At 73.7% G+C, this 22,596-nt stretch carries 22 protein-coding genes, 1 tRNA gene and 2 pseudogenes; 9 read left to right on the plus strand and 16 right to left on the minus strand.

Annotation, left to right across the window (positions count from 1 at the left end):
- Positions 1 to 165: 165 nt before the first annotated feature.
- Positions 166 to 1,413, plus strand: a complete 1,248-nt coding sequence (locus ACFYU0_RS04270; protein WP_351663255.1) for an NAD(P)/FAD-dependent oxidoreductase — start codon at positions 166 to 168, stop codon at positions 1,411 to 1,413.
- Between the two features lie 14 nt (positions 1,414 to 1,427).
- On the opposite strand, the gene ACFYU0_RS04275 is transcribed toward ACFYU0_RS04270, so the two are convergent.
- Both ACFYU0_RS04275 and ACFYU0_RS04280 read right to left on the minus strand, forming a co-directional pair.
- Positions 1,428 to 2,924 carry a cryptochrome/photolyase family protein gene (locus tag ACFYU0_RS04275; protein WP_389297649.1) on the minus strand — a complete coding sequence of 499 codons (1,497 nt, stop codon included), beginning with the start codon at positions 2,922 to 2,924 and terminating at the stop codon, positions 1,428 to 1,430.
- A gap of 238 nt (positions 2,925 to 3,162) precedes the next feature.
- Positions 3,163 to 3,378 (minus strand): hypothetical protein, encoded by a 216-nt coding sequence (locus ACFYU0_RS04280; RefSeq protein ID WP_351663261.1) that lies wholly within the window; start codon positions 3,376 to 3,378, stop codon positions 3,163 to 3,165.
- 315 nt (positions 3,379 to 3,693) lie between these two features.
- Here ACFYU0_RS04280 and ACFYU0_RS04285 point away from each other — a divergent pair.
- Positions 3,694 to 4,538 (plus strand): annotated as a pseudogene (locus ACFYU0_RS04285) (RNA polymerase sigma factor SigF).
- Positions 4,539 to 4,619: 81 nt separating this feature from the next.
- Here ACFYU0_RS04285 and ACFYU0_RS04290 read toward each other — a convergent pair.
- From ACFYU0_RS04290 to ACFYU0_RS04300, 3 genes and pseudogenes are all read right to left on the minus strand, one after another.
- Positions 4,620 to 4,716, minus strand: a pseudogene (locus ACFYU0_RS04290).
- A gap of 141 nt (positions 4,717 to 4,857) precedes the next feature.
- A complete protein-coding gene (locus ACFYU0_RS04295) occupies positions 4,858 to 5,271 on the minus strand; it encodes a cytidine deaminase (RefSeq protein WP_351663267.1) in 414 nt (137 codons plus the stop codon).
- 110 nt (positions 5,272 to 5,381) lie between these two features.
- Entirely contained in the window at positions 5,382 to 6,113 is a 732-nt protein-coding gene (locus tag ACFYU0_RS04300; RefSeq protein WP_389297651.1) for a dienelactone hydrolase family protein, read from the minus strand.
- 278 nt (positions 6,114 to 6,391) lie between these two features.
- On the opposite strand from ACFYU0_RS04300, the gene ACFYU0_RS04305 reads away from it, so the two are divergent.
- Together ACFYU0_RS04305 and ACFYU0_RS04310 are read left to right on the plus strand one after the other, a co-directional pair.
- The gene (locus ACFYU0_RS04305; protein WP_389297653.1) at positions 6,392 to 6,799 is read left to right on the plus strand and encodes a YciI family protein; all 408 of its coding nucleotides are present in this window, start codon (positions 6,392 to 6,394) and stop codon (positions 6,797 to 6,799) included.
- 8 nt (positions 6,800 to 6,807) lie between these two features.
- Positions 6,808 to 7,986 carry an RNA polymerase sigma factor gene (locus ACFYU0_RS04310; RefSeq protein WP_389297981.1) on the plus strand — a complete coding sequence of 393 codons (1,179 nt, stop codon included), beginning with the start codon at positions 6,808 to 6,810 and terminating at the stop codon, positions 7,984 to 7,986.
- Here ACFYU0_RS04310 and ACFYU0_RS04315 read toward each other — a convergent pair.
- A complete protein-coding gene (locus ACFYU0_RS04315) occupies positions 7,970 to 8,356 on the minus strand; it encodes a VOC family protein (protein ID WP_389297655.1) in 387 nt (128 codons plus the stop codon). The two genes, ACFYU0_RS04310 and ACFYU0_RS04315, sit on opposite strands and share 17 nt — an antisense overlap.
- 43 nt (positions 8,357 to 8,399) lie before the next feature.
- On the opposite strand from ACFYU0_RS04315, the gene ACFYU0_RS04320 reads away from it, so the two are divergent.
- The gene (locus ACFYU0_RS04320; protein ID WP_389297983.1) at positions 8,400 to 9,377 is read left to right on the plus strand and encodes a helix-turn-helix transcriptional regulator; all 978 of its coding nucleotides are present in this window, start codon (positions 8,400 to 8,402) and stop codon (positions 9,375 to 9,377) included.
- Positions 9,378 to 9,434: 57 nt separating this feature from the next.
- Here ACFYU0_RS04320 and ACFYU0_RS04325 read toward each other — a convergent pair whose 3' ends face one another.
- The 3 genes from ACFYU0_RS04325 to ACFYU0_RS04335 are packed head-to-tail and all read right to left on the minus strand — an operon-like array spanning position 9,435 to position 11,706.
- The gene (locus tag ACFYU0_RS04325) at positions 9,435 to 10,142 is read right to left on the minus strand and encodes a B3/4 domain-containing protein (RefSeq protein ID WP_389297657.1); all 708 of its coding nucleotides are present in this window, start codon (positions 10,140 to 10,142) and stop codon (positions 9,435 to 9,437) included.
- Positions 10,143 to 10,188: 46 nt separating this feature from the next.
- Positions 10,189 to 10,836, minus strand: coding sequence for an FMN-binding negative transcriptional regulator (locus ACFYU0_RS04330; RefSeq protein WP_389297659.1), 648 nt, complete (start codon positions 10,834 to 10,836; stop codon positions 10,189 to 10,191).
- Between the two features lie 33 nt (positions 10,837 to 10,869).
- Entirely contained in the window at positions 10,870 to 11,706 is an 837-nt protein-coding gene (locus tag ACFYU0_RS04335) for a DMT family transporter (RefSeq protein WP_351663285.1), read from the minus strand.
- A 116-nt stretch (positions 11,707 to 11,822) separates the two neighbouring features.
- Between ACFYU0_RS04335 and ACFYU0_RS04340 the strand changes: the two genes are divergently transcribed.
- Positions 11,823 to 12,407, plus strand: coding sequence for a helix-turn-helix domain-containing protein (locus ACFYU0_RS04340; protein ID WP_389297662.1), 585 nt, complete (start codon positions 11,823 to 11,825; stop codon positions 12,405 to 12,407).
- Between the two features lie 31 nt (positions 12,408 to 12,438).
- Here the strand turns inward: ACFYU0_RS04340 and ACFYU0_RS04345 are convergent, their stop codons facing one another.
- From ACFYU0_RS04345 to ACFYU0_RS04365, 5 genes are all read right to left on the minus strand, one after another.
- Complete coding sequence (locus tag ACFYU0_RS04345; protein WP_389297664.1) at positions 12,439 to 13,650, minus strand: PP2C family protein-serine/threonine phosphatase; 1,212 nt, start codon at positions 13,648 to 13,650, stop codon at positions 12,439 to 12,441.
- Between the two features lie 106 nt (positions 13,651 to 13,756).
- Positions 13,757 to 14,878 (minus strand): aminotransferase class V-fold PLP-dependent enzyme, encoded by a 1,122-nt coding sequence (locus ACFYU0_RS04350; RefSeq protein WP_389297666.1) that lies wholly within the window; start codon positions 14,876 to 14,878, stop codon positions 13,757 to 13,759.
- A gap of 214 nt (positions 14,879 to 15,092) precedes the next feature.
- Positions 15,093 to 16,826 (minus strand): SpoIIE family protein phosphatase, encoded by a 1,734-nt coding sequence (locus ACFYU0_RS04355; RefSeq protein ID WP_389297668.1) that lies wholly within the window; start codon positions 16,824 to 16,826, stop codon positions 15,093 to 15,095.
- Positions 16,827 to 16,961: 135 nt separating this feature from the next.
- Complete coding sequence (locus tag ACFYU0_RS04360) at positions 16,962 to 17,843, minus strand: hypothetical protein (protein WP_389297670.1); 882 nt, start codon at positions 17,841 to 17,843, stop codon at positions 16,962 to 16,964.
- Between the two features lie 102 nt (positions 17,844 to 17,945).
- Positions 17,946 to 18,989, minus strand: coding sequence for a GlxA family transcriptional regulator (locus tag ACFYU0_RS04365; RefSeq protein ID WP_389297671.1), 1,044 nt, complete (start codon positions 18,987 to 18,989; stop codon positions 17,946 to 17,948).
- A gap of 130 nt (positions 18,990 to 19,119) precedes the next feature.
- Here ACFYU0_RS04365 and ACFYU0_RS04370 point away from each other — a divergent pair, with 130 nt between their 5' ends.
- Positions 19,120 to 20,043 carry an NADP-dependent oxidoreductase gene (locus ACFYU0_RS04370; RefSeq protein ID WP_389297985.1) on the plus strand — a complete coding sequence of 308 codons (924 nt, stop codon included), beginning with the start codon at positions 19,120 to 19,122 and terminating at the stop codon, positions 20,041 to 20,043.
- 42 nt (positions 20,044 to 20,085) lie between these two features.
- Here the strand turns inward: ACFYU0_RS04370 and ACFYU0_RS04375 are convergent.
- Positions 20,086 to 20,183 (minus strand) — tRNA-Cys (locus tag ACFYU0_RS04375).
- A gap of 452 nt (positions 20,184 to 20,635) precedes the next feature.
- Here ACFYU0_RS04375 and ACFYU0_RS04380 point away from each other — a divergent pair.
- Positions 20,636 to 21,157 (plus strand): transglycosylase SLT domain-containing protein, encoded by a 522-nt coding sequence (locus tag ACFYU0_RS04380; protein ID WP_351663306.1) that lies wholly within the window; start codon positions 20,636 to 20,638, stop codon positions 21,155 to 21,157.
- A 156-nt stretch (positions 21,158 to 21,313) separates the two neighbouring features.
- Positions 21,314 to 21,697 carry a VOC family protein gene (locus ACFYU0_RS04385; protein ID WP_351663309.1) on the plus strand — a complete coding sequence of 128 codons (384 nt, stop codon included), beginning with the start codon at positions 21,314 to 21,316 and terminating at the stop codon, positions 21,695 to 21,697.
- Between the two features lie 51 nt (positions 21,698 to 21,748).
- Here ACFYU0_RS04385 and ACFYU0_RS04390 read toward each other — a convergent pair whose 3' ends face one another.
- Positions 21,749 to 22,576 carry a maleylpyruvate isomerase family mycothiol-dependent enzyme gene (locus ACFYU0_RS04390; RefSeq protein ID WP_389297674.1) on the minus strand — a complete coding sequence of 276 codons (828 nt, stop codon included), beginning with the start codon at positions 22,574 to 22,576 and terminating at the stop codon, positions 21,749 to 21,751.
- Positions 22,577 to 22,596: the final 20 nt, after the last annotated feature.

The raw sequence follows: 22,596 nt of genomic DNA on the forward strand, positions 1-22,596 counted from the left end.
AGCCCCGGTGCCGTGGCTTCTCGAAAACTGACCGATGTGCCCCACTCCCCGCCCCCGGCGCACCGCACCGCGGCGGAACGGGTGCCACGGCGGGCGACGCTGGGCGCGCCGCGAGGCCGGTCCCCGCTTTCGGGGTACAGGTGTCCGCGTCGAAGGAAGGGGACCATGATGACTCGGCACAGCGGGGAGCCGGACACCGTCGTCGTCGGTGCGGGGCTCGCCGGCCTGGCCTGCGCGCTGGACCTGTGCCGCGCCGGGCGGCGCGTCGCGCTCCTGGAGGCGTCCGACGGCGTGGGCGGCCGTATGCGCACGGACCGGCGGGACGGGTTCCTGCTGGACCGGGGCTTCCAGGTGTTCAACACCTCCTACCCTCAGGTGAAGCGACGCCTCGACCTGAGGAGCCTGCGGCTGCGGCCGTTCACTCCCGGCCTCGTCGCGCACACCTCGCGCGGCCCCGTCCGCCTCGCCGACCCGACCCGCCGGCCGAGGGACGCGGGGGCGCTGCTGCCCGGTCGGGTCCTGCCGGCGCGTGACCTGGCCGCCCTCGGGGCGCTCACCGCGCGGGACGTCCTGCTGCCGGCCGGCGTCCTCAAGCGGGGCGCGGACCGCTCCACCGCCGAGACCCTGTCCCGCGCCGGCGTGTCGGCGGAGACGGTGGCCGAGATCCTGCGGCCGTTCCTCTCCGGCGTGTTCCTGGAGGACGCACTGGAGACGTCCGGCCGCTTTTTCCACCTCGTCTGGCGCAGCATGGCCCGCGGGACGCTCTGCCTTCCCGCCGGCGGCATCGGCGCCGTACCCGCCCAGCTCGCCGCCGGCCTGCCCGAGGGCGTGCTGCGGCTGGAGACGCCGGTCGACGAGGTCACCGCCTCCGGGGTGCTGCTCGCGGACGGCCGCGAACTGCCCGCCACGACCGTCGTCGTGGCGACGGACGCCGTCACCGCCGCCCGTCTGCTGCCCGGCACGGCCGCGCCGGACAGCCGCACGGTCACCACGTACTACCACGCGGCCGCCCGCTCCCCCCTGGCCGAGCCGACCCTGGTGGTGGACAGCACCCGGGCGGTCCTCAACACCTGCGTCCTCACCGAGGCGGCGCCCACGTACGCGCCGCCCGGCACCGCGCTGATCTCCACCTCCGTGCTGGGACTCGACCGCCCGGAGCGGGGCGGAGCCGTGCTGCGGCGCCTCGCGGAGCTCTACGGCACCGACACCGGCGAGTGGCGGCAGGTGGCCGCGTACACCGTGACGGGAGCCCTGCCCGCGATGCGTCCGCCGTGGCCGCTGAGCCGCCCGACGCGCCTCGCGCCGGGCCGGTACGTCTGCGGGGACCACCGGGCCACCGGTTCCGTGCAGGGGGCGCTGGCCTCGGGCAGCCGGGCCGCCCGGGAGGTGCTGAGCGATCTCCCGGGCGCCTGACAGGGGCGCCGCGCTCAGGGGGGCGAGTCGCCCCGCGCGCGTTCCTGCCGGCGGACCTCGGCCAGGTCGGCGAGCCGCTCCGACTGCCGTACCGGCTGGGCGATCCGCGGATTGTGGCTGAGCCGTTCCCGGTGCCGGTCCAGGAAGGCCCAGTAGCCGGCGGTGTACGGACAGGCGTGCTCGCCGGTCCGCTCGCCCGGCCGGTAGCGGCACGGCCCGCACAGATCGCTCATGCGGTTCACGTACGAACCGCCCGAGGTGTACGGCTTGGTCGTCATCCGGCCGCCGTCGGCGTACTGGGACATGCCGACGACGTTGGGCACCATGACCCAGTCGTAGCCGTCCACGAAGCAGCGGTGGAACCAGTCCGTGAGCGCGGCGGGGTCCCAGCCCCGCTGCAGGGCGTGGCTGCCGAGGATCATCAGCCGCGGGATGTGGTGCGTCCACCCCGTGTCCCGAACCTGCGCCAGGACCGTGCTGAGGCAGCGGGCCCCGACCGCGTCCGCGTCCAGCTCGCTCCACCACCGCGGCAACGGCGCCGTGTGGCCGAGGACGTTGGAGTGCCGGTAGTCCTCGCCGAAGTACCAGTAGAGCTGCCACACGTACTCGCGCCAGCCGGCGATCTGCCGGACGAACCCCTCCACGCTGCCGAGCGGCGCCCGCCCGGCGCGCCACTCGGCCTCGGCCCGCCCGACACACTCGGCGGGGTCGAGCAGGCCCAGGTTGAGCGAGGACGACAGCAGGCTGTGGCTCATCACCGGGTCGGCGGCGAGCATGGCGTCCTCGTGGGGCCCGAAGGTGCCGAGCCGGTGGGAGAGGAAGCGCTTCAGGGCGGCTCGCGCCTCGGAGCGGGTCGCGGGGAACGAGCGGGGCCCGTCACGTCCGACGAAGGAGACGTCACCGTCCTTCTCCCAGCGGTCGAGGTCGTGGCGGACCTCCTCGTCGATCTCGTCCTCCCGGGGACGGTAGGGCGCCGGAACCGGAAGGGACGACGCGTCGCGGGGCGGCGGCCGCCGGTTGTCGTGGTCGTAGTTCCAGTGGCCGCCCGCCGGGGTGTCGCCGTCCATCAGCAGGCCGTGTCCGCGGCGCACCCACCGGTAGAAGTCCTCCTGCCGCAGCCGCTTTCCGCCGTGCCCGTCCGCCCACGCGGCGAAGTCGTCCACCGGGACCAGGAAGCCCCGTGCGGGGCCCACGGTGACCTGCGGGAGCGAACGCACCAGCCGGGCGGCGGCGTAGGACGTCGGATGGTGGACGGTGACCGGGCGGTCGCCCGCCGCGCGCCGCAGTCCCTCCCGGTAGGTGTCGGCCCGTACGTACGTCGCCCGGTCGCCGAGTTCGGCGGCCCGGTGGCGCATGGCGGAGAGGACCAGGTGCGCCTTGGCCCGGTGGAAGCGCCGGCGCCGGAACACCGACCGCGCCTCGATCATCAGCAGCGGGGTGTCCCGTCCGGGGCCGCCGTCGCCGGGGCTGAGGAAGTGCGGCCCGAGCTGGTCGCCGAAGAGCCAGTGCACGGCGCCCCCGTTCAGCCGCGGCCGGGCGGATGCGGTGCGTACCGGCCGTCGTCGTGCATGGGCGTCTCCCGTCGTGGGCGTCGGGCGGTGCCGGCCGGTAGCCGCCGGCCGCCTACCGGACACTTTCCGGGGCGTCCGGCCGGCGGATGCGCGGCAGGCGGCACGCCCCTCGAACGGGGTCACCAGTCGGCCCAAGGAGCACGCCCGACGTCATTCGGAGAGGGGACGGCGCGGGAGGTCATCCGGTGGCGGCGAGGGCGAGTGCGGTCACGATGAGGGCGTACGCGGCCACGGTGAAGGCGGTACGGGCCAGGCGCGCCCCGCTCAGCGACCGCCGCGGCACGGGCGGTGCGAAACTGCAACAGGGCTTCGGGGAGCGCCGGACGGGGGTCTCCAGCCAGTAGGAGCCCAGCAGGCGGGAGGTTCCGCTGGTGAAAAGGTGTTCGTCATACACATGCGGGGCAACGGCCGTGCGGTACGGCGGGTTTCGGCGGCGGACGCGGTCGGCACCAGACCGTGATCTCGCATAACCCGGCGGCATCTGCCGGGTCTGTCGGTCATGCGGTCCCCTCCCGCCGGCTCGGGGCAGCGTTCCACGGTCCGACGGCCTGTTCGCGAGCCGGAGGAGATCCATGACACATTGGCGCGAACGGCAGGCGTGGGCTCAGGATGAGGGGGTACGCGCTGCGTCATCGACCGCGCCGCCGGCCACTGGGAAGCAGTGGCGGGAAAGACAGCAGTGACGGTCCGGGATTTCGGGAGGGGAAGCATGACGTCCACGAGCACGGTGGCGACAGGTACGCGGACGGCGGAGCTGCCGGAGGTCGCCGACCCCTCCCGGGTGGCCCCCAAGGACGCCCGTGAGCTGTCCAAGCTGTTCTTCCATCAGCTGGCGGTGCTGGAGGAGGCCTGCACGAGTACCAGTACGCCCGCAACACGCTGATCGAGATGAACATGTCCCTGGTCCGCTTCGCGGCCGGCCGGTTCCGCAGCCGGGGCGCGGAGGAGATGGAGGACATCGTCCAGGTCGGCATGATCGGCCTGATCAAGGCGATCGACCGGTTCGAGCTCTCGCGGGAGGCGGAGTTCACCTCCTTCGCCATCCCCTACATCGTCGGCGAGATCAAGCGGTTCTTCCGCGACACCACCTGGGCCGTGCACGTGCCCCGGCGCCTGCAGGAGGCCCGGGTCCAGCTCGCCCGCGCGACGGAGGAGCTGCAGAGCCGCCTGGGCCGCATGCCGTCGGCCAGGGAACTGGCGGAGCTGATGAGCCTGTCCGAGGAAGAGGTCCGCGAGGCCCGGCTGGCCGCGAACGGCTACAACTCCTCCTCCCTCGACGCCACGATCAACGGCAGCGCGGACGGTGAGGCCGCGCTGGAGGACTTCATCGGCACCGAGGACGCCGCTCTCGGCCTGGTCGAGGACTTCCACGCCCTGGCGCCGCTGATCGCCGGGCTCGGCGAGCGGGACCGGCAGATCATCCACATGCGGTTCGTCGAGGAGCTGACCCAGGCCCAGATCGGCGAGCACCTGGGCGTCTCGCAGATGCACGTCTCGCGTCTGCTCTCCCGCACCCTCGCCCGCCTGCGCGAGGGCATGCTCACCAACCACTGACACCCCGCCGCGCGGATGGAGGCCCGTCACCTTCGTGACGGGCCTCCATCGTGTCCGGTTCCGCCGGACGACCGCGCACTGCGGAGAGGGCAGGATTCGAACCTGCGTGGACCTCCGAGGAGGCCCGACCGTGAGGCGAGCTCGCTGGTCCCCGATCAACCACTCCGGGCACCTCTCCCTTGACCGGCCGGGGTGTTCTCCCGTGCCGTTCACGAGTACGAGACTGCCGGAGAACGCTGACGCGCGTCTGACGCGTGCCTGACCGGACCTTCACCGACGGCGCGCGGTACGGGCCGTTCCCGCCCGGCGCCGCACCGGTTCACCCGGCGTCGAGCTGGTGGTCGGCCCAGACGTAGCTCTCCGGCAGCAGATCCCGGACGGCGACCGCCCGGAGGCCGTCACCGCTGCCGACGACGACCAGGAGCGCGGGGAAGTAGTCGAGCAGGACCTGACGGCAGCGGCCGCACGGAGGAACCACCCCCCGGTCCCGGTCGCCGACGGCCACCATGGTCTCCAGCTCGTACGCGCCCTGGGCGGCCGCCGCGCCGATGACGACCAGCTCGGCGCAGGGGCCGCCGGTGAAGTGGTAGGCGTTCACCGCGGTGACGATCCGGCCGTCGCGGGCACGGGCCGCGGCCGCCATGGTGTGGTTGTCGCCCCGGCACCGCGTGGCGGCGACATGGGCCGCCGCCTCGACGAGTTCGTGGTCCACGGGGTGGGCTTGCGTGGTCATCTGCTCCGCCTTCTTCGGGTGTCAGCCGACACTGACCCCTGAGCGGGAACCACGCAAGCCGATACCGCCGGTGTGCCCGGTCCACCGCGCACACCGTCGCCCCGTCGGCGTCAGTTCAGGTGCCGGCCGAAGAACCGCAGGGAGCCGTCCAGTTCGAACGCCGGGAGGTCCCCGTGCTTGCCGGGGTTGGCGTGCAGCGTCTTCTCCGCCGACGCCAGGGCGTCGTACAGCGCCAGACTCGCCGCCCGCGGCACGCGCTCGTCGTCCCACTGCAGCAGGAACTCCACCGGAACGGTGATCCGCGAGGCTGCCTCCGCCGACGCCGAGCCACCGCCCAGGCCCAGGACCGCCGCACGGACCCGGGGCTCGGCGGCGACGAAGGGGACCCCGAGCCCGCAGCCCAGCGACACACCCCAGTAGCCCACCGGCCCGCGGCCGACGTCGGGGAGGGCCTGGACCGCGTCCAGCGCCGCCCGCCATTCCGGCACGGTCCGACGGGCCACGAGCGCGTGGAACTCGGCGATCAGCGGGCCCGGGTCCTCACCGGCCTCGACACGCGCCTGGTTCCGGGTCGCGAGCCGGTCGTACTCCGGGTGCGTGGGCCGGTCACCATGGCCGGGCACGTCGACCGCCACCACGGCGTAACCGCCTTCGGTCACGAAGCGGTGCGCGAGGTCCATGGTGTCGGGGGCCTTCTTGTGCCGGCCGCCGCCGTGACCGACCAGGACGAGGGGACGAGTGCCCGTGGCTCCTTCGGGCGTCCACAGCACGCCCGGAATCTCGTCGAGGTGGAAGAGTCGTTCGGTGACGCCGGCGGAGGACGTCTCGGAAGTGAAGCGCATGGCGTTGGCCTTTCGGAATGCCTACGCGGGCACTCCCCGGACCGTGCGAGCGAGGGAGTCCCGACCTGTCGAAGCGTTGATCGGTCTCACCTCCTCGGTTCGCAGCGGCGCACGACGGCGTCGAACTTAGCACGGAGTGCGGAAAGGACGTGCGGAAAAGACCTGCGGAAAAGAAGGTGGGAAAAACTCTCGCCCGACGTGTCGAGAACCCGTGGCCGGCTCCGTCCCCGTGGTGAAGGCGGCCACAATGGGCCGCACCAGTACGGAGGAGTCCCACGATGGCGAAGTACCTGCTGCTCAAGCACTACCGAGGCGCTCCGGCAGCCGTCAACGACGTGCCGATGGACCAGTGGACGCCGCAGGAGATCTCCGCGCACATGCGGTACATGCGCGACTTCGCGGCCCGGCTCGAAGGGACCGGGGAGTTCGTCGACGGCCAGGCGCTCGCGCCCGAGGGGATGTGGGTCCGCTACGACGGCGAGGGCCGGCCGCCGGTCACCGACGGCCCGTTCGCCGAGACCAAGGACCTCATCGCCGGCTGGATGGTGATCGACGTCGACAGCCGCGACCGCGCCGTCGAGCTGGCCGGGGAACTGTCGGCCGCGCCCGGCGCGGGCGGGAAGCCGATCCACGAGTGGCTCGAGGTGCGTCCCTTCCTGGCCGCGCCGCCCACCATCACGGAGTGACCCGGCCGATGGACGAGGCGCTGCTGAGAAGCCTCATCCCGGGCGTCATCGCCGTCCTCGTCCGCCGCGGAGCCGACTTCGCGGCGGCCGAGGACGCCGTCCAGGACGCACTGGTCGAGGCGGTGCGGGCATGGCCGGCCGACCCGCCGAGGGACGCCAAGGGCTGGCTGGTCACCGTGGCCTGGCGCCGGTTCCTCGACGCGACGCGGGCGGACGCCGCCCGCCGGCGGCGGGAGGACCGGGTCGACGAGGAGCCGCCGCCCGGGCCGGCGCCGGAGGCGGACGACACGCTCCGGCTGTACTTCCTGTGCGCCCACCCCTCGCTGTCGCCGGCGTCGGCGGTCGCGCTCACGCTGCGCGCCGTCGGCGGACTGACCACCCGCCAGATCGCCGAGGCCTACCTGGTGCCCGAGGCGACCATGGCGCAGCGCATCAGCAGGGCCAAACGCACCCTCCGCGGCGCGGGGTTCGACCGGCCCGGCGACGTCACGACCGTGCTGCGCGTCCTCTACCTGGTCTTCAACGAGGGCTACTCGGGCGACGTCGACCTCGCCGCCGAGGCCATCCGCCTCACCCGGCAGCTCGCGGCCAGGATCGACCACCCCGAAGTGGCGGGGCTGCTCGCCCTCATGCTGCTCCACCACGCCCGGCGAGCGGCCCGTACCGCGCCCGACGGCAGCCTGGTCCCGCTCGCCGAGCAGGACCGCGGCCGGTGGGACACCGCGTCGATCGCCGAGGGCGTCGACGTCCTGCAGGCCGCCCTCGCCCGGGACCGCCTGGGCGAGTTCCAGGCCCAGGCCGCGATCGCGGCGCTGCACGCCGACGCGCCCACCGCCCGGGAGACCGACTGGGTGCAGATCGTCGAGTGGTACGACGAACTCGCGAGACTGACCGACAGCCCGGTCGTCCGGCTCAACCGCGCCGTCGCCGTGGGCGAGGCCGACGGACCGCGCGCCGGGCTCGCGGCGCTCGCGGCCCTGGACGACTCGCTGCCCCGGTACACCGCGGTGGCGGCCTACCTGCACGAGCGCGACGGCGACCTGGCGAGGGCGGCACGGCTGTACGCCGAGGCGGCCCGGAAGGCCCCCGACCTGGCCGAGCGCGACCACCTCACCCGCCAGGCCGCGCGGCTCAACACCGGCGGCGACGCGGGCGGGTCACCGGGGCGGGTCAGACCAGGGTCGTGATGCAGAACGGGTGACCGGCCGGGTCCAGCAGCACCCGCCAGCGTTCGGGCTGCGGCTGGAAGGCGGGCTTGGTCGCGCCCAGGTCGAGCAGTCGCTTCTCGGCGATGTCCAGGTCGTCCACGCCGAGTTCGATGTGGGCCTGCTTCTCCTGGGCGGGGTCCGGCCAGGTGGGCGGGCGGTAGTCGGCCAGACGGTTGAAGCCGAGCCCGGTCGCCCCCTCCCGGCCGAGCAGGACGAAGTCGTCGCTGGAGTAGAGGATCGACATGCCGAGCGACTCGCCGTAGAAGCGGGCCATCTCGGCGGGGTCGGCGCAGTCGAAGGTGACGGCGGCGTAGCGGAACGCGGGTGCGGAAGCGGTGTCCTGTGTCATGGGGGAACGCTAGGCCGTGACCCGGACAGTTCCGGTCCTGGTCATGGCACGCTGTGGGAAACTTCCCCGGGTGATCGGCTCCTCCGCCCGCCTGCTGCGGCTGCTGTCCCTGCTGTCCTCCCGGCCGTCCTGGACCTGCGCCGAACTGGCCGGGCGCATGGAGGTCACGGACCGCACGGTCCGCCGGGACGTCGCCCGGCTGCGCGAACTGGGCTACACCGTCGACTCCGAGGCCGGCCCCTGGGGCGGCTACCGCCTCCGAGCCGGTTCCCGGGTGCCGCCGCTGATCCTCGACGACGAGGAGGCGCTGGCCGTGGCGGCCGGTCTACGGGAGGCCGCGCAGAGCGACGCCATGGGCGGCGATCAGGCCGCGCTGTCCGCCCTGCTGAAGCTGCGCCAGGTGCTGCCCCGGCGGATCGCGGAGCGGCTCGGCGACCTGGACGACGCCTTCGTCAGCCTTCCTACGGCCGACGGGCCGCGGATCGCCACGGGCCTGCTGCTGGAGTTGGCGGTCGCCTGCCGGCGAGGTGAGCGGGCCCGGCTGTCGTACGTCGACGCGGAGGGGCGGGCGACGCTCCGCGACGTCGACCCGTACCGTCTGGTGTGCGCCGGGCGCCGCTGGTACTTCGTGGCCCGGGACGTGGCGCGCGGCGAGTGGCGGACGTTCCGGGCGGACCGGGTCGACCGGCTGCAGCCCACCGGACGTCCGGCGGACCTCACCGACCCGCCCGACCCGGCACGACTGGTCTCCCGCAACATCGCGAACGGTCCCTACCCGGTCACGGCGACCGTCCGGCTCCCGCTGCCGCTGGACGAGGCGCTGCGGCTCGTCCCCGCGACGGTCGGCACCCACCGCCCCGACGGCCCCGGGGCGACCCTGGTCGACATAGGCGGCCCCGACCCGGACGGCCTCGCCCGCCATCTCCTCGGCCTCGGCACACCGCTGCGGGTCCTCGCGCCGGAGTCCGTGCGGGAGGCGCTGCTGCACCGCACCCGCACGCTCCTGGAGGCTCAGCAGTGAAGGGCCCTCCTCGGCACCGAGGGGGAAGGAGGCTCCGCCTCTTGGCCGAACACGGCATCAGACCTCGACGACGGGCTGAGCGGGGCTGAAGTGGTGGACCGCGGTCCGGTCGGCGTGCGGGACGAGGAGGCCCTGCAGTTCGTCGGCCGCGACCTTCAGGAGGTGGCCGTCACGGGTGGCGTGCAGGGTCTCCAGGACGAAGGCGACCCGGCTGGAGTCCTCGGTGACCCGGGTCCGGTGGGCGTCGCGGTGGTTCCAGTGGCGGGTCAGGACGCCGGTGGCGTCGGCGTAGACGATCTCGCCGGGCCTGGGGTTCTCGACGGTGCCGGGTTCGCCGAGCGGGGTGAACTCCTCGTCGCCGTCCGCGTGCCGGATGTCGACCTCGCCGGTCACGTGGTCGAGGTCGAAGGCGCCGGCGGGCAGGCCGTGGCGGACGGAGACGACGTTGTAGGAGTCGACGGCCGGGTTGACGCGCGGCAGGCCGCCCTTCTTGGCGAGCCGCCGGCCGAGGGCGTCGACGCTGGGCCGGATGCGGCGCGGGTTGGTGCCGAAGGAGCGGTAGGCGGTGTGCCAGGCGTCGATGCGGGGGTCCTGCTCGTCGGCGGGCCGCCAGGCGCCGTCGGCGAGTTGCCGCTCCAGGTCCTCCAGGGCGGCGGAGGTGTCGGGCCAGGGCCCGCGGCCGTGCAGACCGGTGGCGGTGACCACGGCGATGAGGGTGTCGGGGAAGGCGTCGGCGACGGCGGGGCTGATGCGGAAGACGGTCATGGGCGGCGTCCTGTCTCGTGCGCGTGTGCGGAGGGTGTCTTGGGGGTCAGGGCCGCCAGGGGCCGATGCGGTCCAGGCGGCGCAACTGCTGCCGTGCGGTGGGCACGTCGAGGCCCTGTCCGCGCTCGGCCAGGTGACCGGCGACCGCCGTGCGGTGCTCCACGCTCTTGTGGTCGTCGTACTTGAACTTGGCCCGCACCTCGACGACTTCCAGCTCCAGACCGCGGATGCCGGGCAGCATCCGTCCGTAGGGCGGCCGGTCGGCGTCGATCGGCGCGTGGTCGCCGTCGGGCTGGAAGTGCGCCATCTGACGGCGCAGCAGCGCGGCCTTGGCCTCGGGGTCGTCGATGACGTGCGCGCGGCAGGAGAACTGCACGGCCGCGTAGTAGCTGGTGGGCACGCCGTCGGTGGGCGGGGCGCCGGGCCTGGCGCGCCAGGGTCCGGGGACGAAGGCGTAGTCGCCGAAGACGGTGAAGGTGACGTTCGGGTCGTGCTCGACGGCCTCCCACACCGGGTTGGCTCTGGCGAGGTGTATCAGCAGCCGGCCGTCGCCGGTGGTGAAGTGGGTGGGGACGACGGCCGGCGGGCGGCCGGGCAGCCCGTTGACGCTGAGCTGGCCGAAGTCGTGGCCGTCGGCGATCCAGGTCTGCCATTCGGCGTCGTCCAGGCAGGCGTCCCAGGGCTGGACGAACATGCGGTTCTCCTTGCGAGGGGGAGGGGCGGTGGTTCAGGTGAGGGCGAGGAGGCCGACGGCGACGGCGGCGGTGCCCAGCCCGACGAGCTGACCGCGGTGGATGCGTTCGGCGAGCACGCCGCGGGCGAGCAGGACCGTGCCGGCGGGGTACAGCGCGGTCGTCACGGCGACGACGGTGAGGTCCCCGCCGCGTACGGCGAGCAGGAACAGCAGGTTCGCGAGCGAGTCCAGCACGCCTGCGGCGGCGGACATCGCGTACGCGGGCTTCTCCGCGCCGAGTCTGCGGCGCAGCACCCCGGCCGCCCCCAGGATGACGGCCGAGGCCACCGCCCGGCCCGCGATCAGCGGGGCCACGCCGCTGTCCGCGGGCGCCTGGTGCAGGAAGACGAGCTGGAGCGCGATGGCGGCGCCCGCGCCGAACGCCGACAGCAGTGCCGTACGGGAGATACGCGCGGAGCGGGCGCCGGGTCCGGCGCTCACGAGGACGACCGCGACGAGCGCGAGCGGCAGCCCGATCAGCCCGGCGACCGTGAGGTGTTCGCCCTGGAGCAGCCCCACGGTGACCGGGAGCGCGGCGGACACCAGCGCGGTGACCGGCGACAGCACGTTCATCGGACCGATCGCCAGCGTCCTGTACAGCAGCGCGAAAGCGGCGGCCGAGGCGACTCCCGAGGCCGCTCCCCAGGCGAGGGCGCCGGTGCCGAACGAGGCGCCGAGGACCGGCCACAGCAGCAGCTCCACCGCCAGGGAGGCCGGGGCGGCGACCATGACGGTGCGCAGCACATGGGCCTTCCGGGCGCCGAGGCCGCCGAGGAAGTCGGCGCAGCCGTAGGCGAGGGAGCTGCCCAGGGCAAGCAGCAGAGCGATCACGGTACATCCCTTACTATCAATGGAACGACTGAACCGTACAACGAACCGACCGGGCGGTGTCAACCAAACGACCGGACGGTGCATTCCAGTGGACCACTGGCAAGGATGGTGAACGGATGGCGGAGACCGAGGCGGCCCTGCGGACGCTCGCGCAGAACGTCCGGGCGGCGCGCACCCGCGCGGGGCTCTCGCTGGACGAACTCGGCCGGCGCGCGCAGGTGAGCAAGGGCGCCCTGGTCGCGCTGGAGAAGGCGCAGGGCAACCCGAACTTCGCCACCCTCGTACGGCTGGCCGACACCCTGGGCGTCTCGGTGTCCGCCCTCATGGAGGGCCGTGCCGAGGGACGCGTACGCGTCGTGTCCGAGGACGCGCTCACTCCGCTGTGGACCGGTCCTCGGGGCAGCGAGGCCAGGCTGATGCTGACCACCGCGGGCCCCGCCCCGGTCGAGGTCTGGCGCTGGAACCTGGAGCCGGGCGAGGAGTACCCCAGCCACCCGCACCAGGCCGGGGTCGTGGAGACCGTCAGTGTCACCGCCGGACGGATGACACTGATCGTCGACGGCGCCGAGCATCCCGTGGAAGCCGGGCAGACCGCCACCTTCGACGGGGACACCGCCCACACCTACCGCGGCTCGGGCACCGGGACCTGCCGTCTGATCATGACCGTGCACATTCCTCCCGGCCCCGGCTCCCCCGCCTGACCGGGGCTGCCACGGCGCCCGGACCGGGCCGTCAGCGGACGTCGGCGTTGGAGCCGCCGCTGGTGGTGCGCAGTCCCGACCGGCTGCCGTGCCAGTCCAGCACCAGGGTGGTGGCGTCGTCCGGCAGCGTCCCGCCGCACGCGTCGATGACCGCCGTGGTCAGGGCCCTGACCACCTCGCGGGGGTGCTCCTCGGCGGTGTCCCCGATGAGGGCGGGCAGATCGACCGCGGCGGCCTTGCGGTCCTGCATGCCGTCGGTGAGCAGCACCAGGCGGTCACCGGGCTCGAGCTGGAACCGCTGCACCTCGTAGGCGACCGGGGCGGGCACCCCGAACGGCAGGTTGATCTTGAGGGGCAGCTGCTCGACCCGGCCGCCCCGCAGCCGCAGCGGCCAGGGGTGGCCGGCGTTCACCAGCTCGCAGGCGCCCGACTCCAGCTCGACGCGAAGCAACTGGCCGGTGGTCATGCCGCGGGTGTTGGCGGTGATCGCGTCGTGCGCGGCATAAGCCTGCTCGAGGAGGCCGCGGCCGCCGCGGCGGGCCCCGCGCAAGGCGTTGACGGTCAGGGTCGCCAGCAGCGCCGAAGCGGTGTCGTGCCCCATCGCGTCCGTGATCGACACATGGAGAACGTCCTGGTCCAGGGCGTAGTCGTAGGTGTCGCCGCCGACGTCGTCGGCCGGTGCGAGACCGCCCGCCAGGGTGAAGTAGGCCGCCTCGCAGCAGGCCGCCGAGGGCAGGAGCTGGTGCTGGATCTCCGCCGCCAGACTCATCGTGGTGGTGCGCCGCCCCGAGTGGTAGAGGTCGGTGAAGCGCCGGTCGGTCACCACGATGTACGCCAGCGCGTGCGCCGCCTGCGTCACCGCGTCGCGGACCGTCTCGTCCAGGCAGGGCACCACCATCTCCAGCACGCCGACGCAGTCGCCCCGGTTCGTCACCGGGGCCACCAATCGGTAGCCGCCCCCGCCGTCCTCCTCCTGGTGCAGGCACTGGGAGCGCAGCACCCGGTCGTAGACGCTGCCCGCCAGTCTCATCCTCTCCGGCTCGCCGCGGGACTCGGCCGCCGTACCGGCCCTGGGCAGCCGGACGGCTTCCCGGCCGAGCATGTCGACGAGCAGAAAGGACACCTGTGCCGCCGAGAACCGCTTCTCCAGGTTCCGGGCCACCACGTCCACCGACTCCACCGGGGCGGCGTCCTCCGCCGCACGCAGCACCTCGTCCAGGCCCAAGCCGTCATCGCCGAACATGCACACCTCCCCGTTCCTCCACTGCGGGTTCCCCGCAGCCCGGCCCGGATGCCCCGGGGGCACGGCCTCGCCGGCGCGTGCGCCCCGGCGGCCGGGCCGGCCGGTCTCACGAACGTCGGCCGGGCAGTGCGCGGAGCGCGGCGGCGAGCCGCTCCGACGCCTCGGGCGGGGTGGAGGCGTGCGGGGAGAGCCGGAGCGAGTCCTCCCGCACGGTCAGCGCGACGTCCTCGGCGTGCAGCGCCTTCGCGACGTGCGACGGATCGTGCTCCGGCATCGTGAAGGAGAGGATGCCCGCGCGCCGGGCGGGGTCGGCGGGGGACAGGACTCGGCCCCGGTGCCGCCGGATCACCTCGGTGAGTTCGTCGATCCGCTCGGCGACGGCCGCCTCGATCGCCCTGACCGTGTGCCGTTCGACGAGGTCCAGCGCGGCGGCGAACGCGGCCGCCGTCACGGGACTGAGATTCGTGATGGACCACCGCTGCGCGGACAGCGCGGGCGGGTGCTCCGCGCCGTCGAACACGCCGACGTCGCGCACACCCGTCCAGCCGGTCAGCACCGGCTCCAGCATCCCCAGGGCGCGGTCGGACAGGGTCGCGAAACCCGTGGCCCAGCCGGCCCGCAGCCACTTCTGGCCGCCCGCGACCACCACGTCGGCCGCCTCCCAGGCCATCTCGGCCACGCCGAACGCCTGGATGGCGTCCACGACGAGCAGCCGGCCGGGCCCGATCGCCTCGCGCAGCGCCGCCAGGTCGGCGCGGAAACCGGTGCGGAAGTCGACGGCGCTGACGGACACCGCGACCACGTCGTCGGTGAGCGCGCCGCGGACCAGCTCGGCGGTGACCCCTTCGCCGGGGCCCGGTTCCAGCCAGCGGGGTGTGGCCCGGCCCAGCCCGGCGGTGCGCCGCCACGGGTAGTGGTTCGCCGGGAAGTCGCCGCGCGGCACGAGGACCACGCCTTCCCGGACGCCCAGAGCGGCGTGGAACAGACCGGTGGACGCGTTGGGCAGCAGCACGGTGTGCTCGGCGTCGGTCCCCGCCAGACGGGCGGCGGCCTCGCGTGCCGTCTCCTCCGCGCGCATCAGGTCGTCCACGGTGGTGTGGCCCGCGTGCGCGGCCTCGGTCATGGCGCGCGCGGTGGCGGCCACGGCGTCGCGCGAGGGCGGACCGAAGCGTGCGAAGTCGAGGTACCCGGCAGGGGTGTCGAAGTGGGCGGCGTAGGAGGTGAGCACGGGAACCTTTCACGGCGGGACCGGCGGGACCGGCGGCAGCGGGGTGGCGGCGCGGGGAGCGCCCGGCGGGGCGGTACCTCGATCCGGCTGGTGACCCGGCGTCCTCCCCGGCCCGCGTGCGCGCCCCGCCCGCACGGTACGCGGCGGGCGCCGCGCCGGCGGTCCCGGGGTGCGCCTCGGCGGCGGCACGGCCGCGGACCCGTGCGACCCGCGGCTACGGGTTGCTGCCGCCGGGACCCGGCGGGGTGCGCAGGGCGAGGAGGGCGACGTCGTCGAGGCCCGGCGGGCGCACCCGCCGCAGGAGCTGATCGGTGAACGAGGTCAGCGAGCGGTGGGCCAGGGCCGCGGCGTGCTGGCGCAGCTCGCTCAGACCCTCGTCGAGGGTTCGGCCGGGCGCCTCGATGAGGCCGTCGGTGTAGAGCAGCAGGGTGCTGTCCGGGGGCAGCGTGATCGTGGCGTCGGGCCGCTTCGCCCCGGTTCCGGTGCCGAGCAGGATGCCGTGCCCGTCGGTCAGGAACTCGGTCAGGCCGTCGTGCGTGATGAGCAGCGGCGGAGGGTGTCCGGCGTTCGTCCAGGACAGCTCCCACCGGCCGTCCTCGGCGAGTGTCAGCCGGGCGAAGATCAGCGTGGCCATCGCGACGTCGGTGATGGGCATGATGGCCTCGTCGAGCCGGTCGACGATCCTGCTGGGCGGCTTCTGCTGGGACCAGGCGTAGGCGCGGAGCATGTTGCGCAGCTGGGCCATGCCGGCCGCGGCCTCCAGGTCGTGGCCCACGACGTCGCCGATCGCCAGCGCCGTGGCGCCGTCGGAGAGGGCGAAGGCGTCGTACCAGTCCCCGCCGACCTGCGAGGCGTCGGGGGCGGGCAGATAGCGCACCGTCATCTGCAGACCGGGCACGCGCGGCATCTGGGGCAGCAGATGGTTCTGCATCGTCTCGGCGATCGCGCGCTGCCGCTGGTAGAGGCGCGCGTTGTCCAGGGCGAGGCCGGCGCGGCGGCCGATGTCCTCCAGCAGGGTGAGGTCGGCGACGGTGAAGTCGTCCGGCTGCGCGGCGCGGCCCAGCGTCAGGGCGCCCAGGACGTCCCGGGTACTGCGGATGGGCGCGATGGCGGCGGAGCGGATGCCGGTGGCGTCGAACAGGTGGCGCTGTTCCACCGCGATGCCGGAGTCCGGGGCGACGTGGTACGTCTCCGGCCCGGCGAGGGTGGAGGCGACGCCCCGCAGCGCCCTGGACAGGGGCATGGGGGACGACTCCGGTACCGGCGGCATCGGTCCCTGCAGCTCGGTGTGATGGATCAGCGTGCCCCCGTCGGCCTGGACCACGGCGGTGCGCCACACCTCGTCGCGCTCGGTGATCAGGTCGATGACGGCCCAGTCCGCCAGTCGGGGCAGGACCAGGCCCAGCAGCCGGCGCAGCGCCTCGTCCACGTCGAGGGTCGAGGTCAGCTGGGTGGTGGTCTCGGCGAGGAGAGCCAGTCGCTCCAGGTCGGTGAGCGTTTCGGACGCCTGTTCGGGGTGGGTGTCGGCCAGGTGCGTGCTCTCGAGCGGGTGGAACACCACCAGGGTGCCGCTCGCGTCGTCCCCGATGTCGTACGGGGTGATCATCCAGGAGATGGCCAGCAGGCTGCCGTCGGCGTGGGCGAAGTAGTCGATGGGGCCGTGTGCCGGGTCTCCGGAGTGGAAGGCCTCCCGCATGCCGCACTGCGCGGCGGGCAGCCGCTGTCCCTGTGGGCCGCGGTGCAGCAGGTCATGGGCGTCCTGGCCGATCATCTCCTGGGCGCTCCGGCCGAGCAGGTGCAGGGCGCGGGGGTTGACGGCGACGATACGGCCCTGCTCGTCGACGGCGTACGCGCCGGCGCCTATGGCCTCCAGGGCGCGGGTCAGCCGGGAGGAAGTCGCCGTCCGGAACCGCTCATGGCGGGTTTCCGTGCTCTCCGGCCGCCCCATGTCTCTCGCCTCCAGCTCGTCGGGTCGTCGGCCTCGTGTCGCTCCTGGACGCGTGTGCGAGGCTTCTGCCTGTCTCTTGTACCCCGTGTGCCCCGCTGATGATGGGAAACCGGCCACGTATCCGGATCCCGACGCTCAGCGGCCGGTGGCCGCAGGGCGGCGGACCACCACCCGGAGCGGTCCGGTCAGGGGCGCTCGCAGCTGGAGGAGGCCGCCGACGGAGAAGCACAGGGCTCCGGTGAGCGTGCCCCAGTCGGCGATGTCGGCGTTGACGAGGCCGCCGGTGGCGGGGCGGGTGAAGGCGGCGAGGGCGGAGACCATGAACAGCACCGAGCCGAGCTGGTTCACGGCGACGATCCACCAGCCGAGGCTGCGGGTCCGGACGCACGGCAGGCCCCGGTGGCAGATCTCGGTGAAGCCCAGGTGCCCGGAGACCAGGAAGAGCACACAGCCGATCACGTCGGGCGTCCAGACCAGCCGGTTGATCTGCCGGACGCTGAGACCCCGCAGGAAGGAGTCGATCAGGTTGGCGGCGAACACGAGCGTGCCGGCGAAGAGGACGAACGCGCCCAGCCAGTCCACCCGCATCGGCTCGTAGCTCCACCAGCGCCAGCGGGGTGTCACCAGCCGGCCCTCGGCGTGCACCGGCGCGTTGACCACCTGGAGCAGGGACACATAGCCGCCGGTGTTGAAGAACAGACCACCGGCGAAGTAGACGGAGGCGCACTCGCGGGCGCCGGCGCCGGAGAGGGAGACGCCCGCGCCCGCCGCGAAGAGGGCTCCGCCGATGACGAAGGCGGTCGCCGCGACGGCGTTCAGCCTGCGCAGCCGGCCGACGGACACGGCGTCCGCCGAGGCCTGACGGCTCGGCGCGGCGCCGGGCGGCCGGACGGCGACGGTTCCGCGCCGCCGTGCGGTCCGGGACTCCCACACCACGCTCTCGCCGCCGGGACGGCGCCAGGTCCGCCTGGTGACGAACGGTCCCGCACCCTCGGCACGCTGCTCCGGCTGCCCCACGCGTCGAGGTTAGACGGCACGCTGCCCGGGGCCGCGCGCGAAACGCCGTCCCGCCGGGCCCGCCGGGTGCGGGCGCCCCGGCTGCCGCACGGTCCGTCCGCCTCACAGCGCCCCGGCGAGGTCGTTGGGGCTGAAGGCGCGACGGTACGCCGCGGGGGAGACCCCGAACGTCGTGCGCATGTGCGCGCGCAGGGAGTTCGCGGAACCGAAGCCGGCCCGGTGCGCGACCAGGTCGATGGGGAGGTCCGTGGTCTCCAGCAACTGCTTGGCCAGTTCGAGGCGTTGAGCGGTCAGCCACTGCACCGGGGTCATGCCGACCTCGTCGCGGAACCGCCGGGTGAAGGTGCGCAGGCTCATCCGGGCGTGCTCGGCGAGCTGCAGGAGGGACAGCGGCTCGCCGAGGCGCTCCAGCGCCCACGCGCGGGTGGCGGTGGTGCTGGCGACGGTGGCTTCGGGGACCGGGCGGTCGATGTACTGGGCCTGTCCGCCGTCCCGCCACGGCGGTACGACGCACATCCGGGCGGCCCGGTTGGCCAGGGCGGCGCCGTGGTCGCGGCGGATCAGGTGCAGGCACAGGTCCACGCCGGCGGCCACGCCCGCCGAGGTCAGCACGTCGCCGTCGTCGACGAACAGCACCTCCTCGTCCACCTTGACCTTCGGGTAGGCGCGGCGGAACTCCGGCGCCAGGTTCCAGTGGGTGGTGGCCGGCCGGCCGTCGAGCAGCCCGGCCGCGGCCAGTACGTAGGAGCCGGAGCAGATCGACACCAGCCGGGTGCCCGGCCGGATGCCGGCGATGGCCGCCGTCACCTCGGGGGGCAGCGGGCCGCCGCGGCCCAGCTCGGGCATGGCGTGCGTGGGCGGGACGATCACGGTGTCCGCGGCGGCCAGCGCCTCCGGCCCGGCCGCGGGCTGCACGGTGAATCCGGCGTCGCTGAGCACCGGCGCACCGTCGGCGGTGCAGACGGTGACGTCGTAGAGCGGGCGGCCCTCGGCGTCCGTCACGCTGCCGAACACACGGGAGGGAATGCCCAGTTCGAAGGGCGGGACGCCCGGCAGGGCCAGTACGGCGATCCGGTGCCGACGAGGCGACGTGGCCACCACCTGGTCGGGTGTCGCCGACGTCCCGCATGCGCGCGTTCCACTCATGGCCAGATCCTGTCACATAGTGGCCTGACGGCCAACACCATGGTGGTCCCGTCTCCCGGATCGTGGACCGTGTCGCGCCGGGGAGGTCCCGGTGACGTGCGGATTCGAGACGGAAGACGAGGCAGTGAGCATGCGTGCGGTGGTCGTGGAGCAGTGGGGCGGACCCGAGAACCTGGTCCAGCGCGAGGTCGAGCGCCCCGAGCCGGGACTGAACGAGGTGCTGGTGCGGGTGCACGCGGCCGGAGTGAACCCGGTGGACTGGAAGACCCGCGCCGGCGGGGCCCTCATCGGCTGGGGCGCCGTTCCCGCCGTGGGCTGGGACGTGTCCGGCACGGTCGAGGCCGTCGGACCGGGTGTGGGGATGTGGCGCCCCGGGGACGAGGTCTTCGGGATGCCGCTGTTCCCGCGCCAGGCGGGGGCCTACGCCGATTACGTGGTGGCGCCGGCCCGGCACTTCGCCGCCAAGCCGGCCGGCCTCACGCACGTGGAGGCGGCCGCCCTGCCGCTGGCCGCGCTGACGGCCTGGCAGGCCCTGGTGGACACGGCGAACGTGCGCCCGGGGGAGCGGGTGCTGGTGCACGCGGCGGGCGGCGGCGTCGGTCACTTCGCGGTGCAGATCGCCAAGGCCCGCGGCGCGTACGTCATCGGCACCGCCGGCGCCGGCAAGCACGGCCTGGTGCGCTCGCTGGGCGCGGACGAGGTGATCGACTACCGCGCGGTGCGGTTCGAGGGCGCGGTGAGCGACGTCGACGTGGTGCTCGACGGACTGGGCGGGGAGACCGCCGAGCGCTCGGTGAAGGTGCTCCGGGCGGGCGGCCGGCTGATCACCCTGCCCGGCCCCGACGACGTGCCCGCGACCCATGACGGGGTCCGCGCGGTCTGGATGCTGGTGGAACCCGATCCCCTGGGCCTGCGCGAGATCGCCGCTCTGGTTGAGCGGGGCGCCCTGAAGCCCGTGGTGGACACGGTCCTGCCGCTGGCGGACGCCGCGAAGGCGCACGAGATCGGCGAGCTGGGCCGGACCGCGGGGAAGATCGTCCTCACGGTGGTCTGATCCCGGCCCCGCATGCCGGGCCGGGGGGAGGGGCGTTCCCTGTGGCGGAGAGGGCAGGATTCGAACCTGCGTGGACCCCCGCGGGGGCCCGACCATGAGCGTGCTCGCGGTCCCCGATCAACCACTCCGGGCACCTCTCCTCGTTCCCGGCCCGGTGTCCCGGCCCGTTCACGAGAACAACATTGGCAGGACCCCCTGACGGGGCGCTGATCCGCCTCTGACGGCGTCGGCGCGGGCCCCGCAGGACGTGGTGCGGAGCGCCGATCGGGGCGAAAAGGGGTGACACGGCCCATAGGAGCCATGTCACGTCCTATGCGGGATCGTAGAAGCGGTCCATGGTGAGCGGGGCCTCCACGCGGCGAGAAGTCCGATATGCGCCAGAGCTACGCCGTTGGGTAGTAGGTCACACTCTTGCATGGTTTCGGCGGGCCGCTAAACATGTTGGTCGTTGCCCCGCGAGCCGTGGGGTCGACCGGGCGATCACCACCAGGCCTTCCCGCCGCCCCATGCGGCACAGGCCGTGGTTGTCGAAGCCCGCATCGTGACCGGCACCCGGCCGGCGCCTTTCAGACGTCCCAGGAGTCCCTTTCACATGACCGCGATCACCGCCACCCGCCGCTTTGCCCGCCTGCGCACTCTCGCTCTGACCGGCATAGCCACGACCGGCGCCGCGACCGTGGCCCTCACCCTCATGCCGGCCTCCGCCCAGGCCGCCGAGGCTTCGCAGACCGCCCACAGCGCCTCGGCTCCGTCCCGCGACAGCCACGCCGACTCCAAGGGGTCCACCGGCAGCGCCGGCAACCTCGACGGCTGGATCAAGCAGTCGCTCGCCATCATGAAGGACAAGGGCATCCCGGGCAGCTACGACGGCCTGCACCGCAACATCATGCGGGAGTCCAGCGGCAACCCCAACGCCCAGAACAACTGGGACGTCAACGCCCAGAACGGCATCCCGTCCAAGGGTCTGCTCCAGGTGATCGACCCCACCTTCAAGGCCTACCACGTCGACGGCACCTCCAACAGCATCACCGACCCGGTCGCGAACATCACCGCCGCCGCCAACTACGCCGCGCACCGCTACGGTTCCATCGACAACGTCAACTCCGCGTACTGAGCACCGCCCACGGGCCCAGCCGCCCGGCAACCGGTGTGAAGTCGTCGATCGCCCGGCGGCGCCGCCGAGTTGCCCGACCGGGCGCGACCCCTGCCGCGGACGGCGCCGGACCGAACACCGGCGCCGCGGCCAGGTGATCCACCTACACTGACGGGCATGGCATGCCGCATCAGTGAACTGGTCCTCGACGCCGCGGATCCCGAGCGGCTCGCCGCGTTCTGGAGCGAGGTCCTCGGCTACGTCGAACTCGGCCGGGAGGACGACGGAAGCATCGAGATCGGTCCACCGGGCGCAGGCTTCGGCGGCCCGCAGCCCACCCTCGTCATCAGCCCCAGCGACGACCCGCGAAGCGGGAAACTGCCGCTGCACATCGACGTGAGCGCCACCGACCGCGACCAGGACGCGGAGTTGGAGCGGTTGCTCGCCCTCGGCGCCCGGGCCGCCGACGTCGGTCAGACCGGCAGCGAGAGCTGGCACGTCCTGGCCGACCCGGAGGGCAACGAGTTCTGCCTCCTGCGCGCACGGATCCAGCCCGTCTGACCCCGTGGGTCCGCGGCCCGCGCGGGTCCGGACCCGGATGCGGCGGACCGCTCAGGGTGCGGTGAACAACGTGGGGAAGCGGGGGCCGAGCCAGGGCCGGCGGCCCCAGGCGAGGACCTGTCCCCGGGCGATGGCACGCCACGGATCGAGCCGGCCGAGCGCGATGAGCAGGAAGGCCACCGGGTCGAGCCGGATGGTGCAGTCCACATCCCGCAGGTCCGATCCGGGCGACACCCGCACGACGCCGTCGGCCAGCGACACACCGAACGTCTCACCGCCCCGCAGACGGATCCGGTAACGGGCGTCGAGCCCGGCCGTGGCCCCGGGATCGGCGACACGGGGCATGACCGAGAGCATGAACGGCATGCACAGGCCCACGCGTGCCGCATCGACCATGTGCGGGCGCTTCAACGCGCGAGCCAGGTCGTACCCATGGCCGAGCATGTGCGTGAGCAGGTACGAGGCGAGCACGGACCGGTTCATGAGGCCCAGCGGCGTGGCCGGCGCCTGACCGTCCGCCGTCGAGCGCGCCAGGGCGTCAAGGAACCTCTCGCACTGATCGGTGATCATCGTCGCGAGCGGCTCCGCCCGGCGCTCCGTGAAGACGGCCAGGGACTCCGCGTTGGCGGCGGCGAGACTCTGCGGCGTGCCGTCTCCGTAGGGCCTCTCCCGCCCGGCCGCCAGATCGGCCATCAGCTCGTTCGCCACCGCCAGGTGCGCGGCGACCTCACCGACGGTCCACTCCGATCCCGGCACGGCGAGCGCCGTGTCGCCGGCGCTCCGGACCAGCAGGGCTATCTCCTCGGCGGTGCCCCGGATCGCCTGCTCCAGCCCCTCGGGCAAGGTCCACGACCCGTCCTGCCGTTCCGTCCCGTGCACGCCGCTCGCTCCACTCCACA

The sequence above is a fragment of the Streptomyces sp. NPDC003720 genome, assembly GCF_042875075.1.
GTDB lineage: Bacteria > Actinomycetota > Actinomycetes > Streptomycetales > Streptomycetaceae > Streptomyces.

What these genes read in the sequence shown, in the direction of transcription:
- ACFYU0_RS04385 (WP_351663309.1), top strand. Translation starts at nt 21,314, where the DNA reads ATGGCATGCCGCATCAGTGAACTGGTCCTCGACGCCGCGGATCCCGAG.
- ACFYU0_RS04355 (WP_389297668.1), bottom strand. Translation starts at nt 16,826, where the DNA reads ATGGGGCGGCCGGAGAGCACGGAAACCCGCCATGAGCGGTTCCGGACG.
- ACFYU0_RS04325 (WP_389297657.1), bottom strand. Translation starts at nt 10,142, where the DNA reads ATGACCGTCTTCCGCATCAGCCCCGCCGTCGCCGACGCCTTCCCCGAC.
- ACFYU0_RS04315 (WP_389297655.1), bottom strand. Translation starts at nt 8,356, where the DNA reads ATGACACAGGACACCGCTTCCGCACCCGCGTTCCGCTACGCCGCCGTC.
- ACFYU0_RS04340 (WP_389297662.1), top strand. Translation starts at nt 11,823, where the DNA reads ATGGCGGAGACCGAGGCGGCCCTGCGGACGCTCGCGCAGAACGTCCGG.
- ACFYU0_RS04330 (WP_389297659.1), bottom strand. Translation starts at nt 10,836, where the DNA reads ATGTTCGTCCAGCCCTGGGACGCCTGCCTGGACGACGCCGAATGGCAG.
- ACFYU0_RS04295 (WP_351663267.1), bottom strand. Translation starts at nt 5,271, where the DNA reads ATGACCACGCAAGCCCACCCCGTGGACCACGAACTCGTCGAGGCGGCG.
- ACFYU0_RS04310 (WP_389297981.1), top strand. Translation starts at nt 6,808, where the DNA reads ATGGACGAGGCGCTGCTGAGAAGCCTCATCCCGGGCGTCATCGCCGTC.
- ACFYU0_RS04320 (WP_389297983.1), top strand. Translation starts at nt 8,400, where the DNA reads ATGGCACGCTGTGGGAAACTTCCCCGGGTGATCGGCTCCTCCGCCCGC.
- ACFYU0_RS04300 (WP_389297651.1), bottom strand. Translation starts at nt 6,113, where the DNA reads ATGCGCTTCACTTCCGAGACGTCCTCCGCCGGCGTCACCGAACGACTC.
- ACFYU0_RS04305 (WP_389297653.1), top strand. Translation starts at nt 6,392, where the DNA reads ATGGCGAAGTACCTGCTGCTCAAGCACTACCGAGGCGCTCCGGCAGCC.
- ACFYU0_RS04270 (WP_351663255.1), top strand. Translation starts at nt 166, where the DNA reads ATGATGACTCGGCACAGCGGGGAGCCGGACACCGTCGTCGTCGGTGCG.
- ACFYU0_RS04380 (WP_351663306.1), top strand. Translation starts at nt 20,636, where the DNA reads ATGACCGCGATCACCGCCACCCGCCGCTTTGCCCGCCTGCGCACTCTC.
- ACFYU0_RS04370 (WP_389297985.1), top strand. Translation starts at nt 19,120, where the DNA reads ATGCGTGCGGTGGTCGTGGAGCAGTGGGGCGGACCCGAGAACCTGGTC.
- ACFYU0_RS04345 (WP_389297664.1), bottom strand. Translation starts at nt 13,650, where the DNA reads ATGTTCGGCGATGACGGCTTGGGCCTGGACGAGGTGCTGCGTGCGGCG.
- ACFYU0_RS04365 (WP_389297671.1), bottom strand. Translation starts at nt 18,989, where the DNA reads ATGAGTGGAACGCGCGCATGCGGGACGTCGGCGACACCCGACCAGGTG.